Annotated in this window: 20 protein-coding genes; 14 read left to right on the top strand and 6 right to left on the bottom strand. The window is 56.6% G+C overall.

Going from position 1 to position 20,356, the window contains the following annotated elements; genetic code table 11:
* The first annotated feature begins 1 nt into the window (after position 1).
* Both AC1RSM_RS16410 and AC1RSM_RS16405 read left to right on the top strand, forming a co-directional pair.
* Complete coding sequence (locus AC1RSM_RS16410; RefSeq protein WP_492933636.1) at positions 2 to 1,108, top strand: hypothetical protein; 1,107 nt, start codon at positions 2 to 4, stop codon at positions 1,106 to 1,108.
* A 346-nt stretch (positions 1,109 to 1,454) separates the two neighbouring features.
* Positions 1,455 to 2,555, top strand: coding sequence for an MBL fold metallo-hydrolase (locus tag AC1RSM_RS16405; RefSeq protein WP_492933635.1), 1,101 nt, complete (start codon positions 1,455 to 1,457; stop codon positions 2,553 to 2,555).
* Here AC1RSM_RS16405 and AC1RSM_RS16400 read toward each other — a convergent pair.
* Positions 2,552 to 3,301 (bottom strand): tyrosine-protein phosphatase, encoded by a 750-nt coding sequence (locus tag AC1RSM_RS16400; RefSeq protein ID WP_492933634.1) that lies wholly within the window; start codon positions 3,299 to 3,301, stop codon positions 2,552 to 2,554. The two genes, AC1RSM_RS16405 and AC1RSM_RS16400, sit on opposite strands and share 4 nt — an antisense overlap.
* Positions 3,302 to 3,764: 463 nt before the next feature.
* On the opposite strand from AC1RSM_RS16400, the gene AC1RSM_RS16395 reads away from it, so the two are divergent.
* Complete coding sequence (locus AC1RSM_RS16395) at positions 3,765 to 4,958, top strand: amino acid aminotransferase (protein WP_492933633.1); 1,194 nt, start codon at positions 3,765 to 3,767, stop codon at positions 4,956 to 4,958.
* Between the two features lie 280 nt (positions 4,959 to 5,238).
* Here AC1RSM_RS16395 and AC1RSM_RS16390 read toward each other — a convergent pair whose 3' ends face one another.
* On the bottom strand, positions 5,239 to 6,189 hold the full coding sequence (locus AC1RSM_RS16390; RefSeq protein WP_492933632.1) for a LysR substrate-binding domain-containing protein: 951 nt from the start codon (positions 6,187 to 6,189) through the stop codon (positions 5,239 to 5,241).
* A gap of 153 nt (positions 6,190 to 6,342) precedes the next feature.
* Between AC1RSM_RS16390 and AC1RSM_RS16385 the strand changes: the two genes are divergently transcribed.
* Positions 6,343 to 7,386: an aromatic ring-hydroxylating dioxygenase subunit alpha gene (locus tag AC1RSM_RS16385; protein WP_492933631.1), complete on the top strand. Its 1,044-nt coding sequence runs from the start codon at positions 6,343 to 6,345 to the stop codon at positions 7,384 to 7,386.
* A 10-nt stretch (positions 7,387 to 7,396) separates the two neighbouring features.
* Positions 7,397 to 8,578, top strand: a complete 1,182-nt coding sequence (locus AC1RSM_RS16380) for a 2Fe-2S iron-sulfur cluster-binding protein (RefSeq protein ID WP_492933630.1) — start codon at positions 7,397 to 7,399, stop codon at positions 8,576 to 8,578.
* Between the two features lie 7 nt (positions 8,579 to 8,585).
* Here AC1RSM_RS16380 and gcvA read toward each other — a convergent pair whose 3' ends face one another.
* Entirely contained in the window at positions 8,586 to 9,497 is a 912-nt protein-coding gene (gcvA, locus tag AC1RSM_RS16375; RefSeq protein ID WP_492933629.1) for a transcriptional regulator GcvA, read from the bottom strand.
* 146 nt (positions 9,498 to 9,643) lie between these two features.
* On the opposite strand from gcvA, the gene AC1RSM_RS16370 reads away from it, so the two are divergent.
* The 3 genes from AC1RSM_RS16370 (at position 9,644) to AC1RSM_RS16360 (ending at position 11,819) form a co-directional block, all read left to right on the top strand.
* Entirely contained in the window at positions 9,644 to 10,267 is a 624-nt protein-coding gene (locus tag AC1RSM_RS16370; protein ID WP_492933628.1) for a glutathione S-transferase family protein, read from the top strand.
* An 82-nt stretch (positions 10,268 to 10,349) separates the two neighbouring features.
* Positions 10,350 to 11,309: an LLM class oxidoreductase gene (locus AC1RSM_RS16365; protein ID WP_492933707.1), complete on the top strand. Its 960-nt coding sequence runs from the start codon at positions 10,350 to 10,352 to the stop codon at positions 11,307 to 11,309.
* A 12-nt stretch (positions 11,310 to 11,321) separates the two neighbouring features.
* Positions 11,322 to 11,819: a GNAT family N-acetyltransferase gene (locus tag AC1RSM_RS16360; protein ID WP_492933627.1), complete on the top strand. Its 498-nt coding sequence runs from the start codon at positions 11,322 to 11,324 to the stop codon at positions 11,817 to 11,819.
* Between the two features lie 81 nt (positions 11,820 to 11,900).
* On the opposite strand, the gene cml is transcribed toward AC1RSM_RS16360, so the two are convergent.
* The gene (cml, locus tag AC1RSM_RS16355) at positions 11,901 to 13,109 is read right to left on the bottom strand and encodes a CmlA/FloR family chloramphenicol efflux MFS transporter (RefSeq protein WP_492933626.1); all 1,209 of its coding nucleotides are present in this window, start codon (positions 13,107 to 13,109) and stop codon (positions 11,901 to 11,903) included.
* Positions 13,110 to 13,407: 298 nt separating this feature from the next.
* On the bottom strand, positions 13,408 to 13,851 hold the full coding sequence (locus tag AC1RSM_RS16350; RefSeq protein ID WP_492933625.1) for a helix-turn-helix domain-containing protein: 444 nt from the start codon (positions 13,849 to 13,851) through the stop codon (positions 13,408 to 13,410).
* An 80-nt stretch (positions 13,852 to 13,931) separates the two neighbouring features.
* On the opposite strand from AC1RSM_RS16350, the gene AC1RSM_RS16345 reads away from it, so the two are divergent.
* From AC1RSM_RS16345 to AC1RSM_RS16325, 5 genes are all read left to right on the top strand, one after another.
* Positions 13,932 to 14,423: a DUF2938 domain-containing protein gene (locus AC1RSM_RS16345; protein WP_492933624.1), complete on the top strand. Its 492-nt coding sequence runs from the start codon at positions 13,932 to 13,934 to the stop codon at positions 14,421 to 14,423.
* Positions 14,424 to 14,448: 25 nt separating this feature from the next.
* Positions 14,449 to 15,636, top strand: coding sequence for an MFS transporter (locus AC1RSM_RS16340; RefSeq protein ID WP_492933623.1), 1,188 nt, complete (start codon positions 14,449 to 14,451; stop codon positions 15,634 to 15,636).
* Positions 15,637 to 15,755: 119 nt separating this feature from the next.
* On the top strand, positions 15,756 to 16,292 hold the full coding sequence (locus tag AC1RSM_RS16335; protein ID WP_492933622.1) for a GNAT family N-acetyltransferase: 537 nt from the start codon (positions 15,756 to 15,758) through the stop codon (positions 16,290 to 16,292).
* A 69-nt stretch (positions 16,293 to 16,361) separates the two neighbouring features.
* Positions 16,362 to 16,682, top strand: coding sequence for a thioredoxin (gene trxA, locus AC1RSM_RS16330; RefSeq protein WP_492933620.1), 321 nt, complete (start codon positions 16,362 to 16,364; stop codon positions 16,680 to 16,682).
* Between the two features lie 142 nt (positions 16,683 to 16,824).
* Positions 16,825 to 17,676 (top strand): arylamine N-acetyltransferase family protein, encoded by an 852-nt coding sequence (locus AC1RSM_RS16325; protein ID WP_492933619.1) that lies wholly within the window; start codon positions 16,825 to 16,827, stop codon positions 17,674 to 17,676.
* A 21-nt stretch (positions 17,677 to 17,697) separates the two neighbouring features.
* On the opposite strand, the gene AC1RSM_RS16320 is transcribed toward AC1RSM_RS16325, so the two are convergent.
* Complete coding sequence (locus tag AC1RSM_RS16320) at positions 17,698 to 18,579, bottom strand: LysR family transcriptional regulator (RefSeq protein ID WP_492933706.1); 882 nt, start codon at positions 18,577 to 18,579, stop codon at positions 17,698 to 17,700.
* Positions 18,580 to 18,743: 164 nt separating this feature from the next.
* On the opposite strand from AC1RSM_RS16320, the gene AC1RSM_RS16315 reads away from it, so the two are divergent.
* Positions 18,744 to 20,255: an MFS transporter gene (locus AC1RSM_RS16315; RefSeq protein WP_492933617.1), complete on the top strand. Its 1,512-nt coding sequence runs from the start codon at positions 18,744 to 18,746 to the stop codon at positions 20,253 to 20,255.
* Positions 20,256 to 20,356: the final 101 nt, after the last annotated feature.

The following is a 20,356-nucleotide window of genomic DNA, read 5'->3' as shown; positions in this document are numbered from 1 at the left end:
CATGGATAACAAAACAATAGAAGTCGATAAAGTCGCGTATTGCCCACCTGCTGGCAGACGGCCTTTGGAGCGTATCGAGGTGGTCGGCCTGAGCTTGCTGGCTCTGGCCATGCTGACCTTATTCTTTTTTCCCGCTACCTTGTCCGGTGCGTTCGACACCGTGCTCAACAAGGTCAAGCCAGTGGTTGTGGATGTGTTTTTGACCGGGCATGTCGGCGTAGCCGTCATTATCAGCGTCATTATTGGCCGCCTTTTGGAGCGACTGGGTTTCACGGACGCCATGATGCGGGTCTTCATGCCGGCCATGCGAGCTATTGGCATCAACCCAGCCGTCATTATTCCCAGCGTCTACAACATTTTTGGCGACATCAATGCAGCGGGGCGCATCTCCGGGCCTTTGCTGCGTCAGGCAGGTGCTACCAAAGATGAGCAAAAGATTGCGGTCGCCACCATGGTGCAGTCCCAGCAGTCTTTTTCTACCTTCATGCTGGGCATGATGGCGCTGACCTTTGCCGGGGTAAATGTGTTCGCCGTGGTGTTGATCGCGATTTTCGGACCCTTGTTGTTGTCTCCGCTGTTGCTGTCCCGGCTGGTGTATCGCGATGTGCGCTCTGTGGATCTCTTGGCTGCCCCTCGCTTCACGCCCAATATTGATTTTGCACCCATGTTGTTCAAGGCCGCTCGGGAAGGGGTGGAGTTGCTGCTGCTGATCCTGATACCGGCCGTGGCACTGGTGTTTTGCGTGATTGGTCTGCTGGAGCATATTGGCTTGTGGGCTCCCATCAGTGATGTGCTGGAGCGCGGCTTGCTGGCCTTGAATATTCACCCAGAAACAGGCGTGCTGGCGATGCTGGTCAGCCCCACCTTGGCGATGGGCAAGTTGCAGGCAATGGCCTCGACGCTGGACCCTTCTCTGGTGGTGGGCTCGTTTGTCCTGGCTTCCTCGGGCTTGCCCCTGTCGGCCGTCTTTGGACAGATCCCGGTGGTCTGGGCCGAGTGCTCCGATCTGAATGAAAAAGAAGTCATGCTGGCTGCGGTTCTGGGCATTGTGATGCGCTTGTTGACCGCCGTGGTTCTGGCCGTTTTCCTGACTCCTTTGATTGTTTAAGTTCCTGTTTGTAGTCCCCCACTTTTGGAGCATCGTTTTCGGTGCTCTTTTTTTTGTTTGCCCAGCTTCACGCAGGGGCGGATACTGACATCGAACTGCCATAAATCTGTAACGGGGCTGAAAGAACTCTTGTTTAACCTGAGCCTGTCGTGGTCTTTCAAGGCAGGGCACTTCGGTGACTCTGGTTCTTTAAGTTGATGTCTTTTCCTGTCCGGCAGCCTGTGCTGCGGCCCATTACGCTTATTGATACGTTGCCGATATGCACGGTGCTCAACCGTGCCCTGACGCAGGGTACCGGGTGTGGTTCGGTGATGTTATGGCCTGAATGCCTTGTGGGGGACGGAGCATGAACCAGACCTTGGTCACGGTCTTAAGCGGCTATGGCGGCAAAGCGCCCGCTGCTATTTTGGTGCAGGCATGCGGCTTGCGGCTATTGCTGGATGCAGGTGGTCCCTTGTATCCGGGCCAGGTGTGCGACTGGTATCACGGTCTGGAGGTGGATGCCGTGCTGGTGACGCACGATCATCAGGATCATATTGGCTCTTTGTCCCAGTTGCCGGAACATATCCCTATTTATGCCACTGCGTCCACGGCGCGCAGCTTGCCAGCCGGGCGTATCTGGCGCGAACTGCCTACTCGTGGCACCAGCTATATTGGCGACATTGCAGTGCGTACCGGCTTGTCCGGCCATGCCTTGGGCGGTGTCTGGCTGCACCTGGATGTGGGGGGCGGCCTGTTTTACAGCGGGGATTTCTCCTGCGAATCTTTGCTTTTTCCTTTTGATTTGCCACCGCCTGCGCATCTGGCTTTATTGGATGCGTCCTATGGTTTGTACGATCAGTCCCATCATGTGGCCTGGAGCATTCTGGAGTCTTTGCTGGAGTCCCATCCGGCTTTGTTGCCGGTGCCACCCTCGGGCCGAGCGATCGAGATTGCTCTGTGGCGTCACCAGCAAGGTTTTGCGGATTGGAGCATGGACGCATCGTGCTATGAGAACCTGACGCGCATGGTCAGCCAAAGCAGTGATTTGTTATTGCCGGGAGTGCAGCAGGCTTTGCGGGAGTTGATGCCACGGGCCGCTGTGTTCGATCCGCAAGCGCATCTTTTGTTGGCGGGCGAACCGGACGGTTGCCAAGGCAAGGCCGGGGAGCTGATTCGTGAGCATCAGAATCAGGCTTTGGCCCCGGCTGAACACAGCAGTGAACGCTTGTTGATCCATACCGGTTATGTCGCCCCGCATGCGCCGCGTGGCACCCATACTTTGTGCTGGAACGTGCATCCGCGTTTGACGGATTTGCGTTGGCTGGTGGACATGGTGCAGCCGCGCTATTGCATGCCTTTGTTCACACAGATGCATGACCTGCCAACCTGGCGCAATGTGCTGGGTCCGGCCTTGAGCCTGGAAGGTCACTGGGAACTCCCAGCGACCCAGGTCGGTGTGGCTTAGGCGATGTAGCGCTCTTGCAGGGCCTCGCGTCGGGCGGGGCTAAGATTTAACGCGTTCTGGAAAAAGGATTCCAGATCACCGTGGCTGGCATCAATGGTGTTGAAGGCTGTTTCCAGAAACTCCGGCTTAACGCCCCACAGAATATCTAGCACTTCTTCGCTGATACCACGGTCGTCGGCCAGCTTAGGGCGACGGAAATACTCGCGTGTCAGCAGGTAATCGTGCATGACGTCATCCGGATGAACACCAGCAGCCCGGTGCAAGAGGGCAACCGCGAACCCTGTACGGTCCTTGCCAGCGGTGCAGTGCATCACCACGGGGGTTTCTGCTTGCAGCAGCTCGTCAAATACACGGGCAAAGGTGCTGGCGTGCGCGGTGACGAACTCGGCATAGGTTTTGTTCATGGTGTCGTGCGCTGCTTTGACGTCCATTTGGCCCTTGGCCACCATCTGCATAAAGTCGGCCAGCACCGTAGGTTCGACGGTCAGTGGCTGACTGGTCAAAAAGCTGTACTGGTAAGGCGAGCGTTCGCGCTCATGTGCACCGCGAAAATCCAGAGAGCGGGCAATGCCCAGTTCCTGCAAGGTGTTCAAATCCTGGCTGCTTAGATCAGCCAAGTGGTCAGAGCGGTAAACACGCCCTTTGCGAAAGGAGCCGTTGTGAGTGGCATACCCGCCGATATCGCGGAAATTGCTGGCCCCTTCTAAAGGGCAGGATACGGGGATAGGCAGCGACGATACAGACACGGCAGACTCCTGGGAAACGGTGAAAGTCCCATGTTAACGGTCTTGACCGGGATCTGCATATGACAATGCCCTGGCTGGCAAGTCTGGCCCTGCGCGAAAAGTGGCGAATGCCGCTGTGCTGTCCTGAATGATGCAAAAGCCATGTATATTCTTTGCTGACTAAGCCCAAGCAAGTTCGCATTCAAGGTTGCCGCCTTTGCTCCCAGATATGAAGCGGGGGCCAAACCGATACCCTTATGAGGACCGACTCTTGCTTGCACCGATTACACAAGAACAGGTGCTGTGCTCAGTCAGGAGGGGCAAGTCTGGTGACGCATCCAAACAGAGCGAAGCTGTGCGTGCGCTGCAAAAGCATCCCCAATATATTGGCTAATGTATGCCCAAGGTATAAGGTCGATGATTATTCAAACAGTCCGTCGACCAGACCGGGCGGCCCACAACCGTAATTTTTCAAGGAACAAGCATGTTTGAGCATTTGCAGGCCTATGGTGGCGATCCAATTTTCCGTTTGAACGAGGCCTTTCACGCCGATCCGCGCGAGCGCAAGGTGAACCTGACCATCGGTTTGTATTACGACGAGCAAGGCCGTCTGCCTTTGCTGGATGTCGCGCGCCGTGCGGAAGATCAATGGGCCGCTAAAGGCCAGCCACGTGGGTATCTGCCTATCGAAGGTCTGGCTTCCTACCGTGAAGCAGTGCAAAAACTGATTTTTGGTGTGGACAGCAAAGTGCTGGCAGAGGGCCGCGTCGCAACCATCCAGACGCTGGGTGGTTCGGGTGCCTTGAAAGTGGGCGGGGATTTCCTGCACGATGCGTACCCCAATAGCGAAATGTGGATCAGTGATCCTGCCTGGGATAACCACCACTCTATTTTCCGTGGATCGGGCATTCCTACACACACCTACCGCTATTACGATCCCGCCACACGTGGTCTGGATTTTGATGGCCTGATGGAAGACATCTCCGTGTTGCCCGAGCACAGCATTGTGCTGCTGCACCCTTGCTGTCATAACCCCACTGGCGCAGATCTGAGCGACGAGCAGTGGTTAAAGCTGATCCCAGTGCTGCAACAGCGCAAGCTGATCCCTTTCCTGGATATGGCTTACCAAGGCTTTGGTCGTAGCCTGGACGAAGATGCGTTTGCCGTGCGCGCAATGGTTGATGCGGGCTTGACCTTCTTGCTGGCCAACTCTTTTTCCAAGAACTTTTCCTACTACTCCGAGCGCTGTGGTGGCTTGTCGGTCGTGTGCAAAAGCGCCGATGAGGCAGACCGTGTGCTGGGTCAGTTGAAGGCAGTGGTACGCCGCATCTACTCCAACCCACCTTCTCACGGGGGTCAGGCCATTGCGACAGTGCTGTCCGAGCCTGCTTTGCTGGCCGAGTGGACTGCCGACGTGGAAGCTATGCGTCAACGTATCGCCAGCATGCGCCAGCGCGTGCATGCCCGTTTGCAAGAGTTGGCTCCCCAGTACGACAGCAGCTACTTCGTCAAACAGCAGGGTATGTTCTGCTACACCGGCTTGAGCGCCGAGCAGATCAAGAAACTGCGCGATGAGTTTGGTGTTTACGTTCTGGAGTCGGGCCGTATCAGCGTGCCTGGCTTGAATAACTCCAATGTGGATTACTTTGCGGAGTCGCTGGCTGCTGTAGTGGCCTAAGAAACAGCCGCTTATTCCGTCGGATCAAAAGCGTGTTTGCCGTCCCTGTCGGGGGCGGCAAGCACGCTTTTTTTGTGGAATGCTGGGCGATGGTGGATCTAATAACAATTGGGCGGAAAATTAGCATCGCTGCCACACCGCCACACCGCCACACCGCCACACCGCCACACCGCCACAATATCCGCATCGCCAACAGCTACGGTCGCCACTAACCGGTCAGCTACTTATCAAACGGGCCTGCCCAGAATGCCCGCCTCCGCGCCAGACTTAGCAAAATGAACTAAGCCAGCGCTTGCTTGAGCAGATCCTGATTGATTTGCTCCTGCTGCCGAGCCTGATTCAATAAATACCGATGAAAATCCTGACTATGCGGTGATTCAAACGCGCCTGCTCGCCGGGTCAAGACATAGGGCCAGGGCAGGGGGAGTGAGTGGGAGAAAGGCAGGATCAATTGTCCGCTATGTACTTCCTTTTCTATCATCGAGCATTGCGCCAATACAAAGCCTTGCCCTGCTATGGCGGACTCCAGCGCCATATGTGAGAGGGAAAAGACACGGAAGCGATCCAAAGGCGCCTCGCCGCTATCTATATCCAATGATTCAAACCAGTCCCGCCAGGATGGCGGGGAGGTAAACCGCGGTTGCCAGTCCGAGGACAGCAAGGGGTAGGCCAGCAGATCGCGGGGGTGGCGCAAGGCGGCCCGCCCTAGCAGCAGGGACGGGCTGCAGGCTGGCACGACCCGGTCGGTATAAAGTTCTGTGAAGTTGCGGGGGCGTGCGGCGGCTTGCCCGTAGGTAATCCGAAAATCAATCTGCTCGGCTTCCAGATCGGGTTCAGCATGACTGCCTTTCAGGTGCAGCGTCAGTTCCGGGTCGTATTGTTCTTGCCATTGAAATGCCAGCGGAGCCATCCAGGTTTTCAGCATGGAGGGCAGGGCGCTGATGGATAGCAAGCTGGTGTTGCGCGCACGCTCCATTTCCTGCTGCCCGTCGCGCAGCAGCTCAAACGCTTGCGTGCAGATTTCGTGGAAACGCACGCCAGCCGCTGTCAGCCGTAAGCGTTTGCCTTCTTTGTAGGTCAAACGGCAACCCAAGGAGTCTTCCAGCAAGCGTAATTGCTGGCTGATGGCACCGGGGGTGATCTGTAGGCGGCGCGCAGCTTCTTGCAAGCTTTGGCTATGGCCCAGCGTTTCAAACACCTGCAGCGCACGTAGTGGAGGCAAGGTATCCATGATGTACAGGCCCTGTCTAAAGAGGTGATTTAACTTTAGAAATTCTAAACGATAAGGATGGTAGGCTGAATTTGATTGAGATTATCATGGCGTTAACAGAGCATGATGAGCCCTACTGCCGTCATGCGCCGCATTTAGAGTTGGGGGTAAATCATGTTTGTACGTAATGCCTGGTATGTAGGCGCATTGGCTACGCAGTTAGGTCGCAGCTTGCAGCCCGTGCGTATGCTTAGCGAAAACCTGGTGATGTATCGCCGTGAAGACGGCCAGCCCGTCGCCCTGGAAGATTCCTGTCCGCACCGTCGTCTGCCTTTATCCAAAGGGCGTTTGATTGGCGATCAGGTGGAATGCGGCTACCACGGCCTGACTTTCGATTGCAGCGGTGCCTGTACCAAGGCGCCGGGCGTGGCGCAAATCCCTAAAAGCGCGCTGGTGCGCAGCTACCCCTGTACGGAGCGTTATGGCCTGGTCTGGGTCTGGATGGGAGAGCCGGAATTGGCAGACGCCTCCAAGCTGATTGATATTCCCGAGTGGGACCAGCCGGAGTGGGGCGTGAACAGTGGCGATGCCATGGAGCTGGACTGCAATTACCTGTACGTCACCGACAACTTGTTGGACCCGTCGCACGTTTCTTGGGTACACCAGAGCTCTTTTGGCAGCCCGGACATTATTGGCCTGCCTTCAACCGTCAAGGTGGAAGACAGTGGCGTCACGGTGTCGCGTTGGTCCAAAGATGTAGAAGTTGCGCCTTTTTACAAGCAATTCGTGAAATTTGCCGGAAATTGCGACCGCAAACAGCAGTACGAAGTTCGTTTCCCATCCTTGGCGGTGATCAAGGCGATCTTTTTGCCCGCCGGTGCTGCGACCGAGGAGCCCAGCCAATATCATCAAGACGTTTTCTTGATGGATTCCTACAACTTTCTGACGCCCATCGACGAAGAGCACACACGCTATTTCTGGTTCCAGCTGCGCAATTTCAGCCCGGATGATGAAGCCATCTCCAAGATCTTCAATGAAGACGTGCGCCATGCTTTCCTGGAAGACAAAGTTGTTCTGGAAGCGGTGCATCAAGGCTTGAAGGATCGTCCTGCCGCCTTGGACCTGCCACTGGATTCTGGCCCCCTGCGCTTTCGTCGCAAGATCAGCCAGCTGATTCAGGCTGAACAGGCAGCGGCCAGTGAGACGGTTTCGGCCTGAGGCAATGGGCATGACTGAATCGCCTCTGTCTGCAGACAGCTCGACTAGCCGCCGGTTCCGGGACTATCGCGTTCTGGAAAAAACACCGGAAAGCGAGGCCATTACCTCCTTCCTGTTGGAACCGGTGGAGGGCCCGATGCTGCCGTATCAGCCCGGGCAGTATCTGGTGTTTCGCCTGTCGGTAGATGGGCAGCCAGTGCTGCGCAATTACAGCGTGTCGGGTGATCCGGACTGTCTGGACCGGGTGCGAATTTCCGTCAAACACGAAAAAGCGCCGGCTGATCTGGGTGTGGCCGATGGCCTGTCTTCGTCCTACTTGCACCAGCACGTGCAAGTAGGTGATGTGCTCAGTGCGGCTGGACCCATGGGCGACTTCGTGCTGGATGAAAGTAGCGAACGTCCCGTGGTCTTGCTCAGTGGTGGGGTGGGGCAAACACCTTTGCTGGCCATGTTGCACCGGCTGGTCAAGCGTAGTCAGCGTCAGGTGCATATTATCCATGCCTGCGACAACAGCAGTGTGCATGCCTTTGCCGACGAAGTGCGTGAACTGGCCGCGCAACGCGAGGGGGTACAACTGCATTTTTGCTATCGCCATCCTTTAGAGCGCGATTTGCAGGCTGGTCTTCACCAGCTTTCTGGATTGATTACCCGTGAGCAGCTGCAGCGTTGCTTGCCGCTGGATGATTACGATTTTTACCTGTGCGGCCCCAGTGCCTTCATGCAGCTTAACTACGGTGTGTTGCGTAGTTTGGGAGTAGCGCAGAACCGCATTCATTACGAGTTTTTTGGGCCTGCGACCGTGCTGGAGCAGACCGTGGTGAATGCCGCTGTCAGTCGCGCGGAGGACGCAGCAGCGCAGCCCGAGCCGCCCACAGCGGCGTCTGAGTTGGCCGCCCAGCCTTCTGAGTCCGGGAATGTCGGCGAGCAGGACGCTACGCAGAGAGTCACTTTTTTGCCTGATGGCCGTCAGGCGCAATGGCATGAGGATTGTCCCTCGCTGTTGGATTTGGCCGAGGAAGCGGGCTTGAGCCCGGACTTTAATTGCCGGGCTGGCCTGTGCAACACCTGCATGTGTACGTTGGTTTCTGGCGACGTCGATTATTTTGAAGAGCCTCTGGACCCGGTTCCAGATGGCAAGGTTTTGTTGTGCTGTTCCCGTCCCCGTGCTGCGGTGGTGGTGGAACTGCCCTAAGCGTTTTTCACTTGCTTGTTGAGTTTTGCCCCGTCCTTAGGGACGGGGTTTTTTTTATCCAATCAGCAAAAGCACGTACTTCCGGGCGCTGCTGCGCGTCGGGTAAGGTCACCAGATAGTAGGCAAAGCGGGTGGGCCAGGGCTTGTTAAGCACTTGTACCAAGCGGCCAGCGGCTATTTCATCGTGGGCGTATTCTTGCGGGATCAGGGCCAGACCCAAACCGGCAATGGCAGCGCGAATCAGCAGATAGTCATCCTCAAACGCTGTGCCGCGTTCGGCTCGTGGATCTTCGGCTACCTCGTGTGCGGCTAGCCACAGCGCCCAATCAGCCCGGTCTGCATCTTGCAGCAAGGGCCAATTCAGGCAGTCAGCGGGCTCATGAATAGCGGGCTGGGACGCGATCAACTCCGGGCTGGCCACAGGCAGGAGCACTGGCGCCATCAGGTGCTCCGCTTGCAGACCAGGGTACTGCCCCAAGCCATGCCGTATCGCTATATCTACTCGGTCCCGACGCAAATCCACCAGATTGGGGGAGGCTTCTACGCGTACTTCAATTTCGGGATGCAGGCGGGCGAAGTCTCCCAGCCTGGGCACCAGCCAGGACGCAGCAAAAGAGGGCACGGTACTAATGGTGATGGTCTTGCGCTGTTTGCTGGCTTTCAAAGTTTGCAAGGCGCTTTCAATCTGATTAAACGCGCTCAGCAAAGTGGGGTAGACCCGCGCACCGTCCTCGCTCAAGCTCATTTTCTGGTGGCCGCGCACAAATAGCGTCAGGCCCAAGCGATCTTCCAATTGCCGAATCTGCTGGCTGACCGCGCCGGAGGTCACGCCCAAGGCCTGTGCAGCATGCTTGATGCTGCCGTGGCGGCCCACTTCAGTAAAAGCACGCAGGGCGAGCAAGGGAAAGACAGGGTTCATGGTTTAGTTTTTCTAAATCTATAAAGCAGATTAAATCGTTTCGTTTCGCTGTGGAGTGCAGAGAAAATAAGGGCTCCATTGTTTTTGAAAGTTTAGCTTAACTTTATCGTAAAAGTCAGGCGGACTGTAATCTAAGGAACCCCATCATGATTGAGCTCTATACCGATAGTTCGCCTAACGGCTTCAAGGCGACGATTGCGCTGGAGGAGCTGGAATTGCCTTACCGCCTGCATCATGTGCGCATTGATGACCATGAACACAAGCAGCCGGATTTTTTGGCTCTGAATCCGCATGGCCGCATCCCGGTAATTCACGATCAGCAGACGGGCGTCACCTTGTTCGAGTCCGCAGCCATTTTGCTGTATTTGGCGGAGAAATCAGGCCGGCTGCTGCCGCAAGAGCCCTTGGCGCGGTGGGAGGCCATCAAGTGGCTGCAATTTCATGCTTCCAGCGTGGGGCCAATTCTGGGGCAGCGCGTGCATTTTGAACTCTTCGCCGCAGACAAGATTCCCTCTGCCATTGAGCGCTACCAGCGTCTGACGCAGGATTTGTTTGCTGTGTTGGATCAGCACCTGGCTGACCGCCCCTATTTTGCGGGCGAAAGCTATTCCATTGCGGATATCGCCCTTTTTGGCTGGACGCACATTGCCAGAATTATTGATTTTGATTTCAGCCAGTACGAACATCTGAGTGCCTGGCATGAACGGGTGGCGCAGCGGCCCGCTGTGCGCAAAGGCGTCAGCTTGCCTGAACCGGCACGTGGAGCGTGAGATGAGCAATACAACACACTCTCTGGATAGCCATGCAGGGGCTTCATTTGCTGCTTTTCAGGGTCATCCTGGATACCGACGCATGTTTGCACCGGACCGTCTGACCATGGGCATTTTCCTGCCCCTACGTTTTTATCAGGGCGATATGGCTGTGTTGGCCGGGCAGGCGGACTTGGTGGAAGCCATCGATCAGCATGATTTTGCAGCGCTATGGCTGCGGGATGTACCTTTGTTTGATCCTAGGTTCGGGGATGCGGGGCAGGTGTTCGACCCCTTTAGCTATTTGGGCTATCTGGCGGCACGTACCAAGCGGGTGGCTCTGGCAACGGGCAGCGCGATCTTTACCCTGCGCCACCCCATTGATCTGGCCAAAGCCGCCAGTACTCTGGATCAGCTTTCAGGTGGCCGCTTGGTGATGGGCATTGCCTCCGGTGACCGCCCCATAGAGTTTCCCGCCTATGGCCTGGAGCATGCAGCGCGGGCAGAGCGTTTTGCTCAGGCTGTCAGCTATTTTCGGCAGTTAATGCAGCCGGGTCTTTTGGCGATTGATTCTCCCTTGGGGCAGTTTGAGGGCGCAGAACTTTTACCCAAGCCGGTGACAGGGGCGATTCCCTTAATCATCACAGGTGCATCGGGCCAGTCCTTGGATTGGGTCGCCAGAAATGCTGATGGTTGGCTGACCTACCCGGATTCGACGCATAACCTTCTGGGGCCACAGCGCTTGGCCGCCAAGATTCGCGCCTGGCGTCAGTTGATCCCCGACGGTGGCTTTCGGCCTCACATGACGAATGAATGGCTGGATCTGGTGGAGGACCCGAACTACCCGCGCACACCCTTAAGAGGGGGTTTCACACTGCGCACCGGTCGCAAGGGGCTGATCCAGTTGCTGGAAGAATGGCAGGCGGCGGGAGTGAACCATGCGGCCCTAGGGATTCAGTTTTCGGAAAGACCCGCAGCCGAGGTGATTCAGGAACTGGCCCAGGAAGTACTGCCGTATTTCCCTACGCATCAAGAGCAAGCTACTATCGCGACTTCCTGGTAAGGACAGTTGACGATGAATACACCGCTTGTGAACGACGCAGACTTGTTGATTCGCCCTGTGGAGCCGGGCGACAGGCCGGCCTGGGCGCGTCTTTTCCGTGCCTATGCCCAGTTTTACAAGGTTCCCATGGATGAGGACATCCTGAGCCGTAGCTGGTCCTGGCTTATGGCAGCGGATCACCCTGTAGAAGGTTTGCTGGCCAGCTTGCCGAGTGGGGAACTGATCGGGTTGGCTCATTACCGCTGGGTTCCGGAAACCTTACTGGGTCGTGACTCAGGATTTCTGGATGATTTGTTGGTGGTGGATGAGTATCGGGGGCGCGGTGTGGGGCGGCGTTTGATTGCTGCCGTCGCCCAGGTGGCGCAGGAGCGGGGATGGTCAACGCTACGCTGGATTACCGCTCACGATAATGCCCAGGCCCAACTGCTGTATGACGGTATGGCTACAAAAACTGATTGGGTGACGTATGAGCTAGACCCGGTCACTGAGCGCACATCAGCTTCGTCTTGAAGGCAATGTGGCCCAGCCTGAGGGCGACGATCAGGCCGGGTGCCGGCTGGCCATTGATCGTCGTCTGCTAAGGGAAGGCTTTTAGCTGGCTTTCCCTTGCTGCTCTGGTAAGCGTGCCAGCATCAGCAAGCCTGCGGCTACCAAGGCGCTCATTCCCAGTCCAAACACCACCAACGGCCAAGCAGTATCGCCATCGAGCAAGGTGACTGCCAGAGTGCCCACGATACTGACAATCAGACTTTCAAGGCAGAAGTAAATCGCCACGGCGGAGCCTGCAATATCGTTAAATCCTGCCAAGGCGCCGTTAGCCGTGACAGAGACTGTCATCACGATGCCGACGGCTGCCAGCCACATAGGCAGAATAAAACTGAGGAACGAGGGCTCCAGCAAAAGCTGAGCTGCTGCCAGCCAGAGAGCGGCCAGTGCAATCAGGAACATGCCCCGCGCCAGACATCCGGCAAGGCCCCATTTGGCCACAAACGTCTTGGCGAACCGTGTGCTGACAATCATGACCAGCGCGACGCTGGCGAAAGCTAGACTAAAGCTCAGTTCGGAATAGCCAGCCTGGCCGATCAGCACGCGCGGGGCAGTTGAAAAGTACACAAAAAATGTCCCCATGCCGGTGGAAAAGCCCAAGGTGTAGACCCAGAAGTGGGGGCTTTTAAGCACTGCCAAGGACGATTGCCGTGTGCGCTCGGGTTGCTTGACCAGGGTTTCATGCCAACTGAACACGGCATGCAAGCACGCGATCAGGCCCAAGCCAGCCAGTGTCAGGAATATTGCCTGCCAGCCGCCCAATTGCGCAATCAGTGCGCCTGCAATCGGTCCCAGTGCAGGAACGAAGGCCAGGATGGAACTGAAGACGCTGTAGATCACGGCGCCTTCGGGCCGTTCGGCATAGACATCCCGCACGGTGGCAAACAAGGCCACGATGGTGGCAGATGCACCCAGCGCCTGTAGCAGGCGAAAGCAGACAAACGCCCAGGCGGAACTGGAAAAGGCAACTGCTGTTGAGGCCAGCACGAAGAGGGCAGCTCCGGCCAGCAAGACAGGACGTCGGCCAATGCGGTCGGAGATCGGGCCAAACAGCAGTTGACCGGCACCCAGCAGCAACATGTACAGGCTAAGGGTCAGCTGGATGATCGCGGGAGTGGTGCCAAGCAGACCGGGCATGGCGGGCACAACAGGCAGATAAATATCCATCCCCAAAGAAGCGAGGATGTCGAAGGGCGCCATCAACAGCAAGGTTGCTGGCAGCGTATAAGCCCACGATGGGCGAGAGGAAGCCATAACAAATATACCGCTCGAAAACAGAGAGATCGGGCGGCGTCTGTTTGTTAACAATCAGCGCGATTGGTCGTACAGGACGCCGCAACAAGACAGAAGCTTGTTGCGGCTTATCGGGTTGCTGACTCTACGCTCGTCACGAAGACGGCTCCTCATGTGAATAAATGAAAATAGGGGCGGCGGCGCTCTGTGCGGCTCGCTTAAATGCGCTCAAGATGAAACTTACGGCGCATCGTGCCAACTTGCGATTATAAGGTCGGACCTGGGGCGGCCTCAAAATACGGTGTTGTTTTGGTGCTGCTTAACCCGTTTGCGTAAACGAGGCACCGGGCTGTTTCAGGTTCGTGGTTTTGTGTTTTTTGACTCTGTTGGCTGCGGCTTTGAGCAAGCGCTGAAACTGTGGGCACTGAGCATGGTTGCTGGCCGGGCAGTGGGCCGCGTGGCGTAGGCCTTCACTCATGGCGCGTAAACGCTTGATGGTGGCGTCAATCTGATCTGCTCTGGACAGCAGCAATTGCCGGTCCACCTGCGGGGTTCCTTCGGACGGCAACATGGCCCGTATTTCCTCCAGACTCAATCCACCTGCTTGTCCCAAGGCAATCAGGGCCAGTTGATCCAGTACACGCGGATGAAAACGTCGCCGTAAGCCCGGTTCGCTGATAGCCGTAATCAAGCCTTGCTTCTCGTAATAACGCAGGGTGGAGGAGGGCAGACCGATCTCTTTGGCGACTTCTGAAATATCCATCTGATACCTGTTGACTTGAAGTTGACTTCAACTTCTATCATGGCAAATAACGATGTGCTTATCAAGCTAAAGGACGACCTATGTTATCGATGAGTGAATGGGTTCAGGTGATTCTGATTGGAGTCGGGGCGACGCTGTTCATGGATATCTGGGGCCTGATTCAAAAGGCTTTTGGCGTGATGACGCTGAACTACGCCATGGTGGGCCGCTGGGCCGGTCATGTGCTGCGGGGGCAAATTGCACACAACAATATTGGCAAGGCTGCGCCCATTGCGGGGGAGCTGGCCCTGGGTTGGATCATTCACTATGCCGTGGGCATTGCCTTCGCCTTCTTGTTGATCGCCCTCTACGGCACGGCATGGCTGCAGGCCCCTAGCTGCTTGCCCGCCGTCATCGTGGGTGCGGTCACGGTATTTTTCCCTTTTTTAGTGATGCAACCTGCTATGGGCGCCGGTTTGGCGGCCTCGCGTACTCCTACTCCTTGGATCAATCGCTTGCGTAGCTTGGTGACGCACGCCATTTTTGGTCTGGGCATGTATGTCAGCGCTTTGCTGATCAAGCTGGTGGCTTAAGGTTTCTTGGATCTGGATGTTCGTCATGAGTCGCACTAAAAGCAGCGAAACCATACCCTCAGCCGTTTATTTGTTGGCATTTAGTCTGTTTGCCATGGGCAGCGCGGAGTTCTTGATGGGCGGCATCTTGCCCATGATCGCGCAGGATCTAAGCATTTCCTTGCCCACCGCGGGCACTTTGATTTCAGCCTTTGCGGTGGGGGCGCTGATTGGCGGGCCACCCTTTGCGATTTTGGCCGTGCGCTGGCCTGCTCGCAGCTCCTTATTCATCAGCCAGATGGCTTTTGTTGTGGCGACGCTAATTAGTTTGTTGGCTCAGGGCTACGGCGCAATCTTGCTGGGTCGTTTCTTCATGGGCCTGGCTTATGCGTGTTTCTGGTCGGTGGCAGCGGCCACGGCGGTGCAATTGTCCCCGCCAGACCGACGCGCCAAGTCGCTGTCCATTGTGGTCAGTGGTTTGACGGCGGCGATGGTGCTGGGCGGCCCGGCTGGTACTTACATCAGTGAAGCCACAGGCTGGCGTGGTGGGTTTTGGGCGGTAGTCGTCGTCACCCTGATCTCTGCGGTGTCGGTGTTGCTGGCTTTGCCCAGGCACAGTGCCAGCGATGCTCAGGCTCCCGATCTGGCAACGGAGTTACGCGCCATGAAGCGGCCCGGTTTGTGGGTGGCCTATGCCACGACCATGTTCACGACGGCGGCGTATATGGGCACGTTTGGCTATATCGCGGCCTTGCTGACACAGGTCAGCGGTCTGGCCTCCGAATGGCTGCCTGCGGTGCTGATCTTGTTTGGTGTGGGTGCGTTCATCGGTTTGACGATAGGGGGACGCACCGCAGATGGAAAACCTCTGGCAACGTTGGTGGTGGGGATTATTGGCCTGATTATCAGCTCAGTGCTTATCGCCGTGTTTGCCACCTCCTTGTGGCTTACGGTAGCCATGGTGTTTATGTTGGGAATGGCCGGCTTCTTGTTGAATCCGCCCGTGTGGGGACGGGTCTACGCCTTGGCGCCGGATGCCCCCATGCTGGCTGGGGCCACCAATGCCTCTGCGTTTCAGGCGGGTTTGACGCTGGCCCCCTTATTGGCCGGTATTCCGATCAGCCTGGGCTATAACCTGGCGTCGGTGGCCTGGGTGGGAGTCATTATTGCGCTGATTTCTCTGGGGCTGGCGATGTGGGATACGCGTTTGAGTCCTCAGACTGCCAATGCGTGAGGCACACCGGGATGAGCCGTTTCAGGGCTGAATAACAGGATGCTTGAAACCTTCTTGCAGTGTCAGGGCTTGGCCGTGTTTTACTGCCGGGAGTTGTTAATAGAGTCAGAGGTAAATCAATGAACAAAATCGGGGTCTATACAGGGCAATGGTTGATTCGTCGTGCGACGGAGCAAGACGTTCCCGCCGTACTCACGCTGTTTGACGAGGCTATTGCCTGGTTCGCTCAAATGGGAAATAAGTGGCAGTGGGGAACGGAGCCCTGGTCGACTCAGCCGGATAAGGTTGCGCGGATTGCCGAGGCTTGTGCCTTGCCCGGAGCCTGGGTGGCACAAGATCCCGCCGGTTGCGTTCAGGGTGCCTTGATTCTGGGCGAATCCATGGACTATGTGCCGCCTGCAGACGAGCCAGAAGTGTATGTGCGTGTCTTGATCAGTTCTCGTGACCCAAAAGTGCGGGGCTTGGGCCGCAGCTTGCTGAGCTTTGCGGATGATCAGGCTCGCCGCGCCGGTGTGTCGTATTTGCGTGTGGACTGCTATGGCGGAGGCACCGGAGCTTTAGTGCAATTTTATGAATCGTGTGGCTATGAACGTCTTGCCACATTTCAGGTAGAGGACTGGCCCGGCCAGTTGCTGGGGCGTCGTCTGCCTGATTAATGCATTAGGCGATTATCAGTGGCTGCCCGGCGCGGGCTCTGCCGTTCTTACTTTTTGGAGTCTTTATTCATGCCCAAGTCACTTAATCTGGACAATTTTGATGCCGAACTGGGACAGGCGTCCCATGTGTATGCCGTGCGCTTTTGGGCGCAATGGTGCGGCCCTTGCCGGGTGATGGCACCTGTCTTTAACGCGATTGCCAACGATATGCAGGGCCAGGCCCAGTTTGGCGAAGTCGATCTGGACCAGTCGCCCGATTTGGCGGCGCGCTATGGTGTGCAAAGTATTCCTACGGTTTTGCTGTTCAAGGACGGCTTGGTGATTGATCGCTTGGTTGGTGCCGTGCCCAAACAAAGTTTGGTGAACTTCGTCAGCCAGCACGCCGCTTGAGCCACTAAGGATCTGCCATACTGCGGGCAATGGGGTGCGCGTGGGATGGCAGATCCGGCTCTCCGGATTCATGCTTATAGTGGGTCGGGGGGTGTTGCCCCCCTTTATTTTTTGCGATTTTCGGTGATCTCAGATGACGGTGATGTCTACAAGCGCTTTGCTTGATGCTTACTTTGCTCGTATCGCTTATAGCGGGCCTGTGGAGCCAACGCTGGAGGTTTTACAGCGTTTGCACCTTTTGCATCCTCAGTCGATTCCATTTGAAAATATCGCGCCCTTTACAGGCCAGACAGTACCCTTGAGCCTGGATGCCCTGGTAGAGAAAATGATCGGGCGTCAGCGCGGCGGCTATTGCTTTGAGCACAACACCTTGTTGTTGGCTGTCTTGCAGCAAATCGGCTTTACCGTCACGCCCTTGATCGCCCGTGTGCGCTGGCAAGTGCCCGAGCAGTTGCGGACCGGTCTGACCCATATGTTGCTGCGGGTGGAGATCGACGGACGTAGCTGGTTTGCCGATGTCGCCTTTGGCTCGACCACTCAGACCGCCCCTTTGGAATACGTGCTGGATACGCCTCAGACGACACCGCATGGCTCATACCGCATTGTTCAAAAACAGGATGAACTGAGCTTGCAGTTTCAGACCCGCTCTGCCTGGCAGACCGTGTACGAATACAGTCTGGAGCCTGCAGCGCCCATCGACTTTGAAATTGGCAATTGGTACACCTCTACCTACCCCCAATCCTTGTTTTTGAACAGTTTGCTGATCAGCCGCACCCAGCCTGGCGCGCGGGAGTCTATGGTCAACGACAGCTACACTCGGCGCGGCAATGCTGGTGAACTTCATACGCAGCATTTCACGGATGTGGGAGCGTGGGCACAGTGTTTGCAGGAACGACTGGGGTTGGCACTGCCTGCTGATGAGGCCCAGGCCTTGTTTGATCGCATACGTTCCTTAGGTCAGGACAAGACACGTAACGAGCTAAGCCCAGCGTAAACGGTCGCGGAAACGTCCGCTTCAGCTGCTCAATATGCCCTTGCTCATGCAATCAATAAAAGCGCGCAATTTCGGTGATAGATTGCGGCTGGCGGGCCAGACCAGCCAGATGGGGACTTGCTTGTGCGTGTAGTCATCCAGAATGGTTTCAAGCCGCCCATCGCGTAAGTGCTCAGCCACGGTGAAGTCTGGCAGGCAGGCAATGCCTTTGCCCTGTACCGTCAGGTGAACACGCATTTCCACGCTATTGCAGATCAAGGTGCGTGGCAATTCCGGTAGCTCCTGATCGCCGGGGAGGGGCCACTGCTCCAGTCTGCCTGTATTCAAAAAGCGGTAGTGCAGGCAAGCATGGTGTTGCAGATCCATCGCTATTTGAGGGCGGCCATGTTCTTTCAGGTAGCGGGGGGAGGCGGCCAGAACACGGCGAAATGTCCCCAGGCGTTTACGCATCAAGCCTGAGTCAGTCAGCGCGCTGGCGCGTACGGCTGCGTCAAAGCTTTCACCGATCACATCCACCACACGATCCGAAAAATCCAGATCCAGTTCCACCGCCGGATAGCGCTGCATGAAGTCGGCAATGACGGTTTGGAACAGGCCGCTGTAGCGCGGCAGGCTAATGCGCAATTTGCCGCGTGGCATTTCACTGGCTTGGGACATTTCCAGCTCTGCGGCTTCCAGTTCGCACAGAATGCGGCGGCAGCGTTCCAGAAAGATCTTGCCGTCAGCAGTCAGGGCCAGCGTGCGCGTGCTGCGGTGAAACAGCCGCACTTTCAGACGTTCTTCCAGGCGGGCAATGGACTTGCCTACGGTAGAGGGTGAAAGCCCGGATTCACGTGCTACCGCTGAAAAGCTCAGTCGTTCAGCTACCCGCACAAACAGGCCCATACTGCCCAAGTTATCCATCATGATGACGGTCCTATTTAAGAATTTATTTCCTAAGTATTAATAACTGTAGTGTATTTTTCTTTTCTCAGGGGGCGCTTAAGCTTTGAACCTTGCCTGGGGTTTTGCATGGCTTTCCTCATGTGCGCCGCCAGGCTTTAGCGCTTTAGTAGCAAACGAGAACCATGCTTTCTACTTCCTCCTCGCCGGCCATGCGTCGGCTGCAGTTACTGTCGGCTTGCCTCACGGGTTTGTTGATTCCCCTGTGCTTTACCGGCCCGGCTGTTGTCTTGTCAGCGATCAGTGCGGACCTGGGCGGCAGTGCGGCCCAGCTAAGCTGGATCATGAACGCCTACATCCTGAGCTATGGCGGCGCGATGATGGTGTCCGGCAGCCTGACGGATCTCTACGGGCAACGACGTATCTGGCTGATTGGCCTGATCTCGTTTTGCCTGTTTACTTTTGCCATCCCTTTTATGCCGTCGGTGTTCTGGGTCGATATCTTGCGCTTGTTGCAAGGCTTGGGTGGCGCCGCTGCGTTTGCAGCGGCCATGTCCTCCTTGGCCCCCTTATTTGAAGGGCGGGCACGGGCGCGGGCTTTCAGTCTTTTAGGCACCTCGTTTGGCCTGGGGCTGTCTTTTGGCCCTTGGTTCTTTGGCTGGATTGTGGAGGCAATGCACTGGCAAGGTGTTTTCTACGTAACTGCGGCCATTGGTGTGCTCAGTTTGGCGCTGGTTTTCATCAGTACGCCGCAGAAACAAGGGGGATCGCCCGGATCTCTGGATTGGCCCGGTGCGTTCAGCTTTACCTTGGCCTTGGCTTTGTTCACCTACGGCATGTTGTTGATCCCGGAACGGGGTTGGTCCGATACCTGGGTGATGGCGGCGCTGCTGGCCGCTGTGGTGGCCTTTGTAGGTTTTGTGATGATCGAGCAGCGTGTCGCCAAGCCCATGATTGATTTGAGCTTTTTCCGTGACCCTGGTTTCGTCGGTGTACAGGCCTTGGCCGCTGCGCCAGCGTTCCTGTTTATTGTGTTGATTGTGATTTTGCCTGGACGCTTTATCGGTATTGATGGATATGGTGCTTTGCAGGCCGGACAAATGATGGTGTGGTTGGCCGCGCCTTTGTTGATCATCCCTTTCCTGGCTGCTTTGCTGACACGCTGGTTTAGTGCAGGCACCTTGTCCAGCCTGGGTTTGTTGATCGTGTCGGCGGGCTTGCTATGGCTGGCACATGGTTTCGCCCAAGGCGGCGGGCAGGCACTGCATCTGCCTTTGTTGCTGATTGGCATAGGCATTGGTTTGCCCTGGGGTTTGATGGATGGGATGGCGGTCAGCGTCGTCAGCCCGGACCGTGTTGGAATGGCCACAGGGATCTTCAATACCGTGCGTATTTCTGCAGATGGCGTCGCCATTGCGGTGGTTAGCGTGCTGCTGGCGACCTTGATTCAGCATCGCTTGAACGTGGACACCACGATGTTTACACAGGAGGCCGTTTTGGAGGCGGCAAGCCGCGCAGCCTTGGGTGAACTGCAACTGGCGGCGCAACAACTGCCCGGTTTGGAGGCGCAATTGGCAGATAGCTATGCCGCTTCATTCCTGACCATATTGCGTGTACTGGCTGGGCTGGCCGCCTTGATTGCTGGCCTGCTGTTTCTCTTGTTGAAGCAGCCCAAGAATGCCCTGCAAACGGCATAAGCGGATAAGCGCAGACTAAAGGCACCTTCCGAAGGTGAACGGCCCCCAAAAGCCCGGGACAATTGTCCCGGTTTTGGGGGCCGTTCTACACCCAGAGCGGC

It is taken from the genome of Alcaligenes sp. GW821-FHT11D07 (genome assembly GCF_058808495.1).
This window is presented reverse-complemented; position numbering and strand designations above follow the sequence as displayed.

Bases quoted from the DNA above. Each gene is read 5' to 3' on its own strand.
- AC1RSM_RS16320 (WP_492933706.1), bottom strand. From the start codon at position 18,579: ATGGATAACTTGGGCAGTATGGGCCTGTTTGTGCGGGTAGCTGAACGA.
- AC1RSM_RS16370 (WP_492933628.1), top strand. From the start codon at position 9,644: ATGATTGAGCTCTATACCGATAGTTCGCCTAACGGCTTCAAGGCGACG.
- AC1RSM_RS16410 (WP_492933636.1), top strand. From the start codon at position 2: ATGGATAACAAAACAATAGAAGTCGATAAAGTCGCGTATTGCCCACCT.
- AC1RSM_RS16390 (WP_492933632.1), bottom strand. From the start codon at position 6,189: ATGGATACCTTGCCTCCACTACGTGCGCTGCAGGTGTTTGAAACGCTG.
- AC1RSM_RS16315 (WP_492933617.1), top strand. From the start codon at position 18,744: ATGCTTTCTACTTCCTCCTCGCCGGCCATGCGTCGGCTGCAGTTACTG.
- AC1RSM_RS16335 (WP_492933622.1), top strand. From the start codon at position 15,756: ATGAACAAAATCGGGGTCTATACAGGGCAATGGTTGATTCGTCGTGCG.
- AC1RSM_RS16345 (WP_492933624.1), top strand. From the start codon at position 13,932: ATGTTATCGATGAGTGAATGGGTTCAGGTGATTCTGATTGGAGTCGGG.
- cml (WP_492933626.1), bottom strand. From the start codon at position 13,109: ATGGCTTCCTCTCGCCCATCGTGGGCTTATACGCTGCCAGCAACCTTG.
- AC1RSM_RS16395 (WP_492933633.1), top strand. From the start codon at position 3,765: ATGTTTGAGCATTTGCAGGCCTATGGTGGCGATCCAATTTTCCGTTTG.
- AC1RSM_RS16325 (WP_492933619.1), top strand. From the start codon at position 16,825: ATGTCTACAAGCGCTTTGCTTGATGCTTACTTTGCTCGTATCGCTTAT.
- AC1RSM_RS16405 (WP_492933635.1), top strand. From the start codon at position 1,455: ATGAACCAGACCTTGGTCACGGTCTTAAGCGGCTATGGCGGCAAAGCG.
- AC1RSM_RS16360 (WP_492933627.1), top strand. From the start codon at position 11,322: ATGAATACACCGCTTGTGAACGACGCAGACTTGTTGATTCGCCCTGTG.
- AC1RSM_RS16380 (WP_492933630.1), top strand. From the start codon at position 7,397: ATGACTGAATCGCCTCTGTCTGCAGACAGCTCGACTAGCCGCCGGTTC.
- gcvA (WP_492933629.1), bottom strand. From the start codon at position 9,497: ATGAACCCTGTCTTTCCCTTGCTCGCCCTGCGTGCTTTTACTGAAGTG.
- AC1RSM_RS16365 (WP_492933707.1), top strand. From the start codon at position 10,350: ATGTTTGCACCGGACCGTCTGACCATGGGCATTTTCCTGCCCCTACGT.
- AC1RSM_RS16340 (WP_492933623.1), top strand. From the start codon at position 14,449: ATGAGTCGCACTAAAAGCAGCGAAACCATACCCTCAGCCGTTTATTTG.
- trxA (WP_492933620.1), top strand. From the start codon at position 16,362: ATGCCCAAGTCACTTAATCTGGACAATTTTGATGCCGAACTGGGACAG.
- AC1RSM_RS16385 (WP_492933631.1), top strand. From the start codon at position 6,343: ATGTTTGTACGTAATGCCTGGTATGTAGGCGCATTGGCTACGCAGTTA.
- AC1RSM_RS16350 (WP_492933625.1), bottom strand. From the start codon at position 13,851: ATGGATATTTCAGAAGTCGCCAAAGAGATCGGTCTGCCCTCCTCCACC.